Origin of the sequence: Zobellia uliginosa, assembly GCF_900156625.1 — a bacterium.
Classification (GTDB): Bacteria; Bacteroidota; Bacteroidia; order Flavobacteriales; family Flavobacteriaceae; genus Zobellia; species Zobellia uliginosa.
Genome location: NZ_FTOB01000005.1, coordinates 1 through 12775, shown reverse-complemented (window position 1 = coordinate 12775; position 12775 = coordinate 1). Strand labels below are relative to the sequence as shown.

General features: G+C 43.7%; 10 protein-coding genes. 4 read left to right on the top strand and 6 right to left on the bottom strand.

All coding sequences use genetic code 11. From position 1 onward, the window contains the following. Positions 1 to 27: 27 nt before the first annotated feature. A complete protein-coding gene (locus BW980_RS16535; RefSeq protein WP_317042203.1) occupies positions 28 to 864 on the bottom strand; it encodes a GLPGLI family protein in 837 nt (278 codons plus the stop codon). Positions 865 to 1087: 223 nt separating this feature from the next. On the opposite strand from BW980_RS16535, the gene BW980_RS16530 reads away from it, so the two are divergent. After that, positions 1088 to 1702, top strand: coding sequence for a deoxynucleoside kinase (locus tag BW980_RS16530; RefSeq protein ID WP_046287740.1), 615 nt, complete (start codon positions 1088 to 1090; stop codon positions 1700 to 1702). A gap of 7 nt (positions 1703 to 1709) precedes the next feature. Here the strand turns inward: BW980_RS16530 and BW980_RS16525 are convergent, their stop codons facing one another. Continuing rightward, positions 1710 to 2717 (bottom strand): App1 family protein, encoded by a 1008-nt coding sequence (locus BW980_RS16525; protein ID WP_076456315.1) that lies wholly within the window; start codon positions 2715 to 2717, stop codon positions 1710 to 1712. A gap of 185 nt (positions 2718 to 2902) precedes the next feature. On the opposite strand from BW980_RS16525, the gene BW980_RS16520 reads away from it, so the two are divergent. Next, positions 2903 to 3607, top strand: a complete 705-nt coding sequence (locus BW980_RS16520) for an energy transducer TonB (protein WP_076456314.1) — start codon at positions 2903 to 2905, stop codon at positions 3605 to 3607. 55 nt (positions 3608 to 3662) lie between these two features. Here BW980_RS16520 and BW980_RS16515 read toward each other — a convergent pair whose 3' ends face one another. The 4 genes from BW980_RS16515 to BW980_RS16500 form a co-directional block, all read right to left on the bottom strand. Further along, on the bottom strand, positions 3663 to 6038 hold the full coding sequence (locus tag BW980_RS16515; RefSeq protein ID WP_076456313.1) for a sodium-translocating pyrophosphatase: 2376 nt from the start codon (positions 6036 to 6038) through the stop codon (positions 3663 to 3665). 108 nt (positions 6039 to 6146) lie between these two features. After that, positions 6147 to 6674, bottom strand: coding sequence for an inorganic diphosphatase (locus BW980_RS16510; RefSeq protein ID WP_013992240.1), 528 nt, complete (start codon positions 6672 to 6674; stop codon positions 6147 to 6149). Positions 6675 to 6881: 207 nt separating this feature from the next. After that, positions 6882 to 9383 carry a DUF5686 family protein gene (locus BW980_RS16505; protein WP_076456312.1) on the bottom strand — a complete coding sequence of 834 codons (2502 nt, stop codon included), beginning with the start codon at positions 9381 to 9383 and terminating at the stop codon, positions 6882 to 6884. Between the two features lie 214 nt (positions 9384 to 9597). Continuing rightward, the gene (locus BW980_RS16500; protein WP_076456311.1) at positions 9598 to 10575 is read right to left on the bottom strand and encodes a pyruvate dehydrogenase complex E1 component subunit beta; all 978 of its coding nucleotides are present in this window, start codon (positions 10573 to 10575) and stop codon (positions 9598 to 9600) included. Positions 10576 to 10749: 174 nt separating this feature from the next. Between BW980_RS16500 and BW980_RS16495 the strand changes: the two genes are divergently transcribed. Beyond that, positions 10750 to 11490 carry an electron transfer flavoprotein subunit beta/FixA family protein gene (locus BW980_RS16495; protein WP_076456310.1) on the top strand — a complete coding sequence of 247 codons (741 nt, stop codon included), beginning with the start codon at positions 10750 to 10752 and terminating at the stop codon, positions 11488 to 11490. A gap of 82 nt (positions 11491 to 11572) precedes the next feature. Next, positions 11573 to 12541, top strand: coding sequence for an electron transfer flavoprotein subunit alpha/FixB family protein (locus BW980_RS16490; protein WP_076456309.1), 969 nt, complete (start codon positions 11573 to 11575; stop codon positions 12539 to 12541). Positions 12542 to 12775 lie beyond the last annotated feature (234 nt).

The window sequence follows — 12775 nt, the reverse complement described above, 5'->3', positions numbered from 1 at the left end:
TTCTAAAATTACAAAGGGAGGCCACCATTACGACCGGCCGTTTCGTCCTCCACCCCTTCTGTTTCTGAAGTTTTCACGCATCTCTTTCATTTTCTTCCTTGAGATTTCGTCGTATTCCTCTTGGGTTACTTTTTTGCCTTTGGTCGGGGCCTTTATATTGACTTTCTCCGAAGGATTCAAGGTAATCTGCGAACAAACTATAGTGGTAATGTCATCGCTCACGGCCAAGATAAGCCCCGGAAGCCCCCAATACGAAGAAGGACCTTGATTGACCGGTATTTCAGGGGTATACCAAGCTACGATTTCGACTTCCTTTTCTACAAACTCCTCATTCTTTTCGCCCCCATCTTTTTTGTCTCCCTCCTTACCATCGTTCGGGCGGCGGAAAACAGCCCTCATATTGGGGCGTTTTATGGTTTTTAAAGCTGTTGCCTTAAATGCCGTATAGTTTCCTATTTGCTTGGTTTCGCTTCCCAATTTCCAATCGAGTTTCTCGAGTGTATCGTCGATCAAGAATATCTTTCCGAACAAATCGTTTTTTACCAGGTAGCGTTCTTCCTTTATATTTTTGTACAGGTCACCGCCAGAACTGGAAAAAGCGCCAAAACGTGGCCCCCTTCCGCCTTCCCTACCTCCAGGTTGCTCTAGCTGCTCTTCTTCCTTATAAATAGATTCTGTCTGATTGAAATTGAGCTCGTATGTTTTTTCATTGGCTCTTTTCATCCGCTCCAAGATTTCCTTCTTACGGTCTTCCGGTATTTTTCGGTTGCCGAAATCCATATTTACCTGGGTTTTGCTCAAATATGTTGCTTTTCCCTGAAAATCCTGTGCGTATGCACTTGCGCAAAAAAAGGCAAGAAACATTGCTATTGACCATGTATATTTCATCATAATAACTTGTTAGAACACTTTTAAGACTATTATTGGCACATATGGTTTAATCTGACTTTCAAAAGAAAAGAGATTTGTTATACAACTTTTTTCCACTGTACTTCAAAATATGTTTTTACTTCATATACTTATCTTGTATCTTGTACCTTCTAATTTTAGTAAAAACGACAACACAACCATTAATTCATTTATCTCTATGCACATAGCAGTTGCCGGAAACATCGGTGCAGGAAAAACGACACTAACTAGGTTACTTGCAAAACATTACAACTGGGAAGCCAATTTCGAAGATGTTGTAGACAACCCGTATCTAGACGATTTTTACAATCAAATGGAGCGTTGGAGTTTTAACCTTCAGATTTATTTTTTGAACACGAGATATCGTCAAATTCTTCAAATCAGGGAAAGTGGCAAAGAAATCATTCAAGATCGGACCATTTACGAAGATGCCTATATTTTTGCCCCTAACTTGCACGCTATGGGCCTTATGACCAATAGGGATTTTGAAAATTACCAAAGTCTCTTTGAATTGATGGAAAGCTTGGTTCAGCCTCCAGACCTTCTTATCTATTTGAGAAGCTCTATTCCCAATTTGGTAAAACAGATCCATAAGAGAGGGCGTGAATACGAGAACAGTATTTCCATAGACTACCTAAGCCGCCTCAACGAACGGTACGAAGCTTGGATCCATGGCTACAAAAAGGGCAACCTGCTAATAGTCGATGTCGACAATTTAGATTTTGTAGACCAACCGGAAGATCTAGGTACGATCCTTAATATGATCGACGCAGAGATCAACGGCTTGTTTTAGGGCAATATCACTTTATAAAACCGTTTTCCCTGGCATGGGCAATGGCGCTTTCACTGTTTTCGACCAGCAATACGGGAGTGGTCTCATAGGCTTTGAACAATCCCCTTACCCTTTCCATTTTTCCCTTATGGGCTACGCTCCTTAGGTAGATTGCGCCTATCTGTTCAGGATATAGCTCCGCAATTTCCTTATAGATATCGGCATCGTGCTCACCACTATCGCCTATAAGGATAAACTTGAGTTTGGGATAAGTCTTAAGGATATTGAGGATTTCCTTTTGTTTTTGGGGTTTTTCACCCACTGACCGAAGACTTTCCAACTTCGGAAAGTTTCGCAAGAGAATCGGCCCCTTGGGAAAATTGTTCTTTTGAAGAAAAAGCTCAAGATAGCGATACAGGTTCCATGGACTATGGCTCACGTAAAAAATAGGATTGGCCGCCGTGCCCGAGCTTCCCCTATGCAAAAGATTATACAATTCGGAAGCCCCCTTGAGGGGTGTACGCTTACCCGGGCGTTTAAAAAGGGTATTGACCACGACCTTCCACTTTAATGAAGACACCACTCCCGTATGTAAAATGGTATCGTCAATATCACTGATCACCCCAAACTCGGCGGTGGCCGAAGGAATCAATAATTCACCAGGAAAGCGGTTTTGGTGAAGGATTTCCCTTCGAAGGGCACGGTCATCATACGAAACCTCGTACTGCAACCATCCTTCCCCATTGGTAAGTGGGCGTAAATTTTCAATGGACTCGTCAAAGAGGTAATAGCCCCTTGCATCGGTTTTTCCAACAAGCACCCTACCATCCGAAAGCTTCACCCTCACTGTGGTGTTTTTGATTTCATCGGTTTCAAACCGCTTGTAGCTGTTCCAAATCAAATTGAAAAAGCCCTTTTTTGACAAATCTATCTCTTCATCCTCCAAGGCCCGACCACGCGCATAAAAATGCGAATCGGCACCATAACCCTGAAAAGCGATGATCTGTAACTTGTCTTTCTTCCCGAATAAACCCATAGGGTCAAATATACTTAAATATAGTAGTTCAACTGCCCTCCGAACGAATCGCCCCGCACCCAAAAGTAGCGTTCACGCATTGGAAAACGGACTTCACTCATTTTCGGTTTTTACTATAGGTATCGCGATGTAGGTTTGGGTATGTTCAACCTGCCCTTCGTTGAAAGGCATAAAACCCATACCCTATGAAACCCAAGAAAAACCCACAAAAGGACCTTAACGGAAAACGACCTATTTACTTTTTGTTCGGACTACTGTTCGCACTTATGTTGACCCTAGCCGCATTTGAATGGAAGACCTACGACCGCACCTACGACTACGACACTTCGATGAATATTGAGGACGAACTCACAGAAGAACTGCCAATTTTGGTCGAGTTTAAAACGCCGCCCCCTCCCAAGCAAATTCAAGCCCCGCCGATTATCGAGATAATCGATGATGACGAGGAGGACATAGAAGACGTAATCGAATCTACCGAAACGGACCAAGAAGAAAAGATATTGGAAGTATCGGATATAGAGGTACTGGAGACGGACGAGCCCGAGGAATTTTCATTTATGGTCATCGAAGACGTTCCCGTTTTTCCCGGATGCGAAAAAGAAAAAGACAAACGCGCCTGCTTTCAAACCATGATGAACAAGCATATCTCCAAGAATTTCAGGTATCCGGAGTCCGCCCAAGAAATGGGCATACAAGGCAAGGTAAATATTATGTTCGTAATTCAAAAAGACGGCAGCATCGACAACATACAGTTGCGGGGACCCGACAAAAGCCTTGAAAAGGAAGCGAAGAGAATTATCGACAAACTACCCCGTATGGAGCCCGGAAAACAACGTGGCACACCGGTCAGGGTACCCTTCAGTATCCCTATCGTTTTCAAGCTACAGTAAAAACCAAAAAAAAGGGACCCATAAAAAAGGTCCCTTTTCATTCAAATGGGTTTGGTTACTTTCGGATATCGACCTTTTCTATGGTGATTTCCTTTTCTTTTCCCTTGCTCAATTCCACCTTCTTTTCAAAAGCGATCAATTGATTTTTAACAGCGGATTGAGTACCGGTAAAAACTTCCTCTTGCAAGAGTTTTTCACCGTTTACCACCGTAGTATAAGCTATTGTTGCTTCAGCCGTATCCATATCAAGGGCACTCATCTCGATCTTGATTTCCTTTTCTTGATCAAGCATGGCCACTCCCGTAGAACTTATAGCAATACTCGGAGCGATGACCAAGGCCACCACCGACATTAACTTTAAGAGAATGTTCAACGACGGTCCCGAAGTATCTTTAAAGGGATCACCGACAGTATCACCTACAACCGCTGCCTTATGTGCATCGGTACCTTTGCGGCCTTCCGATTCTATCATTTTCTTGGCGTTGTCCCATGCACCACCGGCATTCGACTGAAAGATGGCCATAAGCACCCCACAGGTAGTTACACCGGCCAAAAGACCTCCTAGCATTTCCGCTCCACCAATAAAACCAACGGCTACAGGAACCGCAATGGCCAACAAGCCCGGCAGTACCATTTCCTTTATCGATGCCTTAGTAGAAATATCCACACATTTATCATATTCCGCATAACCATCTGCAGCATCAAATATGGCCCTTTGCTCAGGAGTTGCCTTTGACATATCGGAATCGACTTCCCTCATGACCTGTAAGGCCGCCTTCAACTGTGGAATATCCCTAAACTGACGTCTTACCTCTTCGATCATGGCCATGGCCGCACGCCCCACCGCATTCATCGACAAGGCCGAAAAAACGAAGGGTAGCATCCCCCCGACCAATAGACCGGCCATAACGGTCGGTTTTGATACGTCGATAGCGGATACATTGGCCACCTTCATAAAGGCCGAAAACAAAGCCAAGGCGGTCAAGGCCGCAGAAGCAATGGCAAAGCCCTTACCTATGGCCGCAGTAGTGTTACCAACGGCATCTAATTTATCGGTACGCTCACGAACTTCCGAAGGCAATTCAGCCATCTCGGCAATACCGCCGGCATTATCGGAAATAGGTCCGTAGGCATCGACCGCCAACTGAATACCCGTATTGGCCAACATACCTACTGCCGCAATGGCAATACCGTATAATCCGGCAAAATGGAAGGATACTATAATAGCTATAGCAATCAATAAAATAGGAATCATGGTAGACATCATTCCTACACCAAGACCCGCAATAATGTTCGTTGCCGCCCCGGTCTCCGACTGTCTAACGATGGAATTCACTGGTTTTGTTCCGGTTCCCGTATAGTATTCCGTGATCTTTCCAACCCCCAAACCGGCCACAAGACCGGCCAAAGTGGCCCAGAAAATCCCCATGGCTCCACTTGGAAGTCCCTCTACACTCTCAGGAATCAAAGTGTTTATAATAAAATATGAGGCCACCACCATAAGACCGGCAGAGCCAAATTCACCTATATTTAAAGCGGTCTGTGGGTTTCCACCATCTTTCACCCTTACAAAAAAGGTTCCGATAATAGACATGATAATACCGACAGCCGCAAGAACCAATGGCAAGTATACTGCACCCAAGCCCATAAAATCGGGCGTAATTATAAAGGCACCCAAAACCATGGTTCCGATAATGGACCCAACATAAGATTCAAATAAATCGGCCCCCATACCGGCGACGTCACCAACGTTGTCACCGACATTATCCGCAATGGTCGCCGGATTCAACGGGTGATCTTCAGGAATACCTGCCTCTACCTTACCTACCAAATCGGCTCCAACATCTGCAGCCTTGGTATAAATACCTCCGCCCACACGGGCAAAAAGGGCAATGGAAGAAGCCCCTAGGGAAAATCCGGAGAGCACGTTCAGTACCAAGCCCAAATTATCGGCCCCGGGCCAAATGCTTTGATATATCATAAAAAGACCACTGAGCCCCAAGACCCCAAGACCCACAACGCCAAGCCCCATTACGGCCCCTCCGGCGAAGGCTACCTCTAGCGCCTTACCTAAAGATGTACGTGCGGCCTGTGTAGTTCTTACATTGGCCTTAGTAGCAACTTTCATGCCTATAAAGCCAGCCAAGGCCGAACAAATGGCCCCAACAATAAACGATACGGCCACCATACCATTGGAACCTTCTTCGTTACTCCCTTTAAAATAGAGGAGTACCGCTACGGCCAACACAAAAATTGCTAGAATCTTGTATTCGGCCTTCAAGAAAGACATGGCTCCGTCAGCAATATTCTTCGCAATGCGCGCCATCTTGGCGTCACCCACGTCTTGTTTGCCTACCCATAAATTCTTGACAAAAACGAACACTAGCGCCAGTATTCCAAATACAGGCAAAAATTTCACTACTAAATCCATTCGAGATGCTATTTAAAATTTCTAATGTCTACTAAAGTAATGAAATTGATCTTATAAAAAAAAGCCTTTTTTATTGCTAAAAAAGGCTTTTTAAATCGTGATAATTATTTATATCGTAAAAGTGCGTTTCTTCTTTAAATCACTCTCATCATAACGCTGCACACATTCGTGGTAGATTTTGACGGCCTCTTCGGCATCGCCCCATCCACCGGTATCGACTTTCTTCTTTTCCAAATCTTTATACACCTTAAAGAAATGCTCGATTTCCTTTAAACGGTGTGGGTTCAAATCACTGATATCATGATTATTACTCCATATAGGGTCAGAAACAGGTACACAGATAATTTTTTCATCCGGCCCCTTTTCATCGGTCATATGAAAAACACCGATCGGCCTTACCTCCATAACCACCATAGGATAGGTAGGTTCGGCACCCATGACCAAAACATCTAGTGGATCTTTATCCAATGCTAAAGTCTCTGGGATGAAACCATAATCTCCAGGATACATCATAGATGAGAAAAGCATACGGTCAAAACGTATCTTATGCAATGCAAAATCGTACTCGTATTTGTTTCTACTTCCTTTTGGAATCTCTATTAAAACATCAAAAGTTATATCAGCTTTTTTTCCCATTTTTTTGGTTTATTTTACAGCTACGAAGGTACAAAAATGCTCACGTGCCACCCTTGAAATATTGAAAAAACATCGGGTTTTCCTATAAATATTAGAATATTTAAATTCTAGGCCGCTTCCTTTCCCGAATACGAACCAACAGACACCAAACCCTAAGCAATTCGAAATGAACAAACTACAGAAAACCTACCGTATTGGGAAGCTTACTTAGAAATCAAAGCCAAACGTTCCGGTGATACTAAAAGGACGGGCATCGGGGGCGTCTAGATAATTGCCCCTAAAATTAAAATCTATCCTTAGGATCTTGAATATGTTTCCTATCCCAAAAGAATACTCGTAATAGATTTTCTCCGACGGTGCCCGCAGCGGGGTATTTATCGTAGCCGGCATACTCAAGGCGATGTTCTCATCTGACAAATCGCCCCAAACGCCCCTAAGACCGATAATTTCGCGCAAATTCAATTTTCGCAATAGCGGCACCCTTGAAAAGAGGCGCCCGTTGAAATTGTGCTGCAGATGCAAGGCCACATAGGTATCGGTTACGAACTCGTAAAAATCGAGGTTAGGGAAGGTACCATAGTTCGAGAAAAAAGTCTGGTTCCCAGGCACCACATTTAGCAGTCCCAAAGGCACCGTATTGAACGTCTTACCCATTTCCAAAGTCGAGAACAAGCGGCCAAAGCCTCCAATTTGCCAAGGTTGGCTATAAGAGAACTGCAATTTACTATAGCTAAAATCACTATCAAAAACGACATCTACACCCTTGGTATAGCTCAACAGCAAAGTACTGTAATCATCGTTCATACCTTTCCGCTCCACCCCATATCCAATAGTTCGTTTACCAGGTGTATAGATCATCAATGCATTAAAATCGAACTGTCGTATCTCTGAGGACACCCCGGTCGATGAGTCGGGATCTATATAGTCTAGACTAAAATCATCGGGCAGGGCCGAACTTAGGGTACGAAAAGTCCCCCCTATTCCAAACCTTACGTTGGTAATAGGTTCCATCTCTATATTGAACTTACTCAAATTAATATTGGTCAAGCGGTTATTGGCCCCTACGGTCACCAATGAGGACGAGGCGATACTACGCCCGAGTACATCGTTCGTTGCGGTCAAGCTCACCCCTAGCTGTTCAATGTCGCGCCGATTACCGCCCGAGACGATAAGCCTGTTCTTTCTATCGAGCAATATTTTCCCCGAAACACCGTGTTTAAACTTTTGGTCGGTGAAACCATAGGCCGTATAGCCCTCTACCCGCCAAAGATCGTTCTCGCCAAAATAAGAACGGGCACCGATACGCAAACGGGGTCCTTCGGCCTGGTTGTACCCAAATACATCGTAGACCGAGCCAATATCCATATTCCATTTATCGATCTCTACATAGCCACTGCCCAAAATACTGACCAAATTATAGTACGACTTAAATTTAGGTACGGTCTTTAGGGTGTCGAGCAATTGATAGATCCCTTTTTCATCTTTGTTCAAGGTCTCCAAGCGGTTGTTCTTCCAAAAGGTAGAATCGCGATTCAAGACCACGGGATCGTACGGATTGCTCTCTTGCTTGTAAAATTCCTTCGGCTTTTCTTGATCAAAGACGTAGTCGTCAAAGACCGTCGTACGTTTTCCGTACATGCCCCGCGATTCTTCCTTTTTCTGAAAACTGAAGTCGCTCATCATATAATCGCGCTTCAAGAGAAAAACGGAATCGTTGACCACCTCAAAATCTTGCTCTATATATATCTCCTTCACCCAGTTGATATTGGCACTTTTGGTAACCTCAAGATTGATGTTTTTGATGGCATAGGTAGTATCGTTCACCCAAAAGTCTCCCTTAAAGGTAAGCTCGTTCTTACGCCTTGGATAATACACGATATTGTAACACCATTTGTTATCGATAAATGCACTATCACGTAGGGCATAATTATACGTATCTATCCCGGTTCTCGATAGCGGACTGGTAAAGCTCTTATCGAAAAACTTCAGGTAGTTATCGTAAATATCATATTCTTGATAGAGGTCGGCCACAAAGGCAATTATCGCTTGATTATTATCAAATCCGGAGTTTTTGTTTCCTAAAATATCCTCTTTTTCCTCATCTAGAAGATTATCGCCATAGACCTTACTAAAGGTCTCGTTCAAGAAGATCGGCAAATAAGTTTTACCCGTTATACGCGAAGTATCGAGGTCATCAAACACAAATTCAAGTCCTTTAAAGATCTTTTTCTTCATCAAGGCACTATCAATGGTATTGAGGTCGAACTCTACTTTCTCATATTTCTTAAAAGCGTACTGTTTGAACTTTCGAAGTCCGTTCTCACGTTTCTTAGCCCATATTTTCTTAAGAATTTCCACCGCGGGATTGTTTTTCTTCGGCTGTTTTCCGCCAACAAGTACGATTTCATTCAACTGTTGGGCAGCTTCCTTGAGTTTGACCTTCATGTTATAGGTCACCTTCGAAGTCAAGGGAATTTCCACGTTTTCATAACCTATAAAGGAAACCACGAGGGTCTTATGACTACCGTCCGATTCCATATAGAAATGGCCGTTATCATCAGTAATCGTTCCTTCGTAAGAGTCTTTAAAGAGAAGATTGGCAAAGGCGACCGGTCGATCATCTTCATCTACAACAATGCCTCCTACCTTGGTCTGTGCACTGGCAACAGAAGTAACAAGCAACAGTATGGCTAAAAGAATGTTTTTCATTTACAATGTTGTTCTCGGTACTATATAGACAAATAACGTACCAGAAAAGAATATATTAGCAAAACCCGTTCGTTTTACCCATTTTTTTTCAGTGAAAAAGCTGACCTAGGGGGACGATTGAACAACAAAGGGCATCTTCAACAAAACTCCTTAAAAAAAAACTTCGCCAACACGATGTCGGCGAAGCAAAAGTACCCTTACTGAATTGTTATACTTACTTGTATAACACTTTCTTAACAGAATTGACCACATCTTCATGGTTCGGAAGCCATTCGGCCAAAAGTACCGGTGAATACGGGGCCGGTGTATCTGCTGTATTAATTTTTTGAATAGGTGCATCTAAGTAATCGAATGCATTGGCCTGAATATGGTAGGTAAGTTCAGTAGCTACGTTACCGAAGGGCCAAGCTTCTTCTAAAATCACCAATCTATTGGTTTTTTTCACCGATTTCAAGACCGCGTCATAATCTAAAGGCTTCACTGTACGCAAATCTATGATCTCACAGCTGATACCTTCCTTTTGAAGTTCATCGGCCGCTTTATCGGCTTCTTTTATAATCTTTCCGAAAGAGACAATGGTAACATCGTTACCTTCCCTTCTGATATCGGCAACACCCAAGGGAATGGTGTAGTCACCTTCGGGCACCTCACCTTTATCTCCGTACATCTGTTCCGACTCCATAAAAATTACGGGATCATCATCGCGAATAGCCGATTTCAACAAACCTTTTGCATCGGCAGGGTTTGAAGGCACGACCACTTTTAGACCTGGGCAATTGGCATACCAACTCTCAAAAGCCTGGGAGTGCGTTGCGGCCAATTGGCCTGCGGAAGCCGTTGGCCCCCTAAAAACGATGGGGCAAGGAAACTGACCACCCGACATTTGACGAATCTTGGCAGCGTTGTTGATAATCTGGTCGATACCCACCAAGGCAAAATTAAAAGTCATAAACTCGATTATAGGCCGACAACCCGTCATGGTTGAACCGACGCCTATACCAGCAAAGCCTAACTCGGCTATCGGCGTATCTATCACGCGTTTGGGTCCGAATTCATCGAGCATTCCCTTTGATGCCTTGTAGGCACCATTGTATTCGGCAACCTCTTCGCCCATCAGATAAACGGACTCATCTCTTCGCATTTCTTCCGACATCGCCTCGACAATGGCTTCCCTAAATTGTAATGTCTTCATATTATATGGAGTATCTTTTTGTTATGAACGTTAAAAACGCAAGCAAAAATAGGAAATTATATATCAAAACATAGGCTCTCAGAATCAAAAAAAGTTACAAAAAATACTATGCATGCATAGTATTTTCGAAAAAGATTACATATCTTCGTGTAGATTAAAAACAGCTTTATAGACATGAAAATATTAGTTTGCATAAGTAATGTTCCCGACACGACGTCTAAAATCAACTTCACCGAAGGCGATACCAAATTCGATACTAACGGTGTACAGTTCGTAATAAACCCCAATGACGAATTCGGTTTGACCCGTGCCATGTGGTTCAAAGAGAAGCAAGGTGCCACCGTACATATAGCCACAGTTGGCGAAGCATCGGTAGAGCCGACCATGCGAAAGGCCCTAGCCATAGGTGCCGACGAGGCCATTCGCGTCAACGCCCTACCTACCGACGGGTTTTTTGTAGCCGAACAACTGGCCCATATTATTAAGGATGGCGCCTACGACCTTGTTATTGCAGGTAGGGAATCTATCGACTACAACGGCGGTATGGTACCCGGAATTTTAGCCACCCTTCTAGGAATGAACTTCGTAAACTCGTGTATCAACCTTGAAGTGGACGGAAACACAGCTACCGCAGTACGTGAAATCGATGGCGGAAAGGAAACCCTACAGACTACATTGCCCCTGATTATTGGCGGACAAAAGGGACTTGTTGAGGAAAGTGACCTCAAAATACCGAATATGAGAGGTATCATGATGGCCAGAAAAAAGACACTTACGGTGGTAGAGCCCATTGAGGCTGTCAAAGCTACCAAGGATACCAAATTCGACAAACCTGCGGCAAAAGGCGCCGTAAAACTGGTCGACTCGGTAGACGAGCTTGTAAATTTGTTACACAACGAAGCCAAGGTAATCTAAGAAACCTTCTTTGGATTTTACACCAGATTGAAGGGGTAGCCATCTCAAAATTTTGTCTCTAAAAAATTAAAAAATATACACCATGTCAGTATTAGTATATACAGAATCCGAAAACGGAAAATTTAAAAAAAGCGCCTTTGAAGTCGCCTCTTACGCCAAGGCCGTGGCAGACCAATTAGGCTCGTCGGTAACGGCAATTTCATTCAATACCGAAGACAACGAAAGTCTTGGTGCATTTGGCGTTTCCAAAGTATTGAACGTATCGGACGACAAGCTGGCCACCTTTAACGCGCAAGCCTATGCCAATAGCATTGCACAGGCCGCCACCAAAGAGGGTGCCCAAGTAATTATAGTAAGCTCAAGTACCAACAGTAAATTTTTGGCCCCAATCCTTACGGCCAAACTCAAGGCCGGTTATGTTCCCAACGTAGTGGCCGCCCCAGATAGCACAGCTCCCTTTATCGTTAAACGTACCGTTTTCAGTAACAAAGGCTTTGCCCATACCGAAATCGCCACCGAAGTAAAAATCATTGGGGTATCGAACAACTCATTCGGCTTAAAGGAAAACCAGACCACTGCATCGGTCGAAGCTTTTAATGCCGATCTTGGCGATGGGGACTTTGCCGTTAAATCAACAGAAATCGATAAGGTTGCCGGTCAAGTGACCATAGCCGACGCAGAAATCGTAGTTTCCGGAGGAAGAGGCCTAAAAGGTCCTGAAAACTGGGGAATGATCGAAGAACTTGCCGGAGTACTCGGCGCTGCTACCGCATGTTCGAAACCTGTTTCGGATATGGGATGGAGACCCCATGGCGAGCACGTTGGCCAAACCGGTAAGCCCGTAGCCTCGAACCTATACATCGCCATAGGCATCTCTGGCGCCATTCAACACTTGGCGGGAGTGAGTGCTTCCAAAACCAAAGTAGTCATCAACTCAGACCCTGAGGCACCATTTTTCAAAGCCGCAGATTACGGAATCGTAGGCGATGCCTTTGAAGTAGTACCGAAACTGATTGAAAAATTAAAGGAATTTAAGGCGCAAAACGCTTAATTTTTGTTAATTTGCGCTCATTAAAGGGCTGTTTAAATGCATGGTACGCCCATCTTTAAACAGCTTTTTCCATTTAATGATTCTATGAGCTTAGTCAGGTTAAAAATAAAAGGTATTTCTTATAGCCAAACACAAAATGGGATCAAGTCATAAAGTTGTGGGATTTTATCTTTAGGCAAAAATATTAGTTAACCTAAATAAGAAGAACTCTACGTTTCTAACACCTCTGAATTG

Bases quoted from the DNA above. Each gene is read 5' to 3' on its own strand.
- BW980_RS16535 (WP_317042203.1), bottom strand. From the start codon at position 864: ATGTTTCTTGCCTTTTTTTGCGCAAGTGCATACGCACAGGATTTTCAG.
- BW980_RS16530 (WP_046287740.1), top strand. From the start codon at position 1,088: ATGCACATAGCAGTTGCCGGAAACATCGGTGCAGGAAAAACGACACTA.
- BW980_RS16525 (WP_076456315.1), bottom strand. From the start codon at position 2,717: ATGGGTTTATTCGGGAAGAAAGACAAGTTACAGATCATCGCTTTTCAG.
- BW980_RS16520 (WP_076456314.1), top strand. From the start codon at position 2,903: ATGAAACCCAAGAAAAACCCACAAAAGGACCTTAACGGAAAACGACCT.
- BW980_RS16515 (WP_076456313.1), bottom strand. From the start codon at position 6,038: ATGGATTTAGTAGTGAAATTTTTGCCTGTATTTGGAATACTGGCGCTA.
- BW980_RS16510 (WP_013992240.1), bottom strand. From the start codon at position 6,674: ATGGGAAAAAAAGCTGATATAACTTTTGATGTTTTAATAGAGATTCCA.
- BW980_RS16505 (WP_076456312.1), bottom strand. From the start codon at position 9,383: ATGAAAAACATTCTTTTAGCCATACTGTTGCTTGTTACTTCTGTTGCC.
- BW980_RS16500 (WP_076456311.1), bottom strand. From the start codon at position 10,575: ATGAAGACATTACAATTTAGGGAAGCCATTGTCGAGGCGATGTCGGAA.
- BW980_RS16495 (WP_076456310.1), top strand. From the start codon at position 10,750: ATGAAAATATTAGTTTGCATAAGTAATGTTCCCGACACGACGTCTAAA.
- BW980_RS16490 (WP_076456309.1), top strand. From the start codon at position 11,573: ATGTCAGTATTAGTATATACAGAATCCGAAAACGGAAAATTTAAAAAA.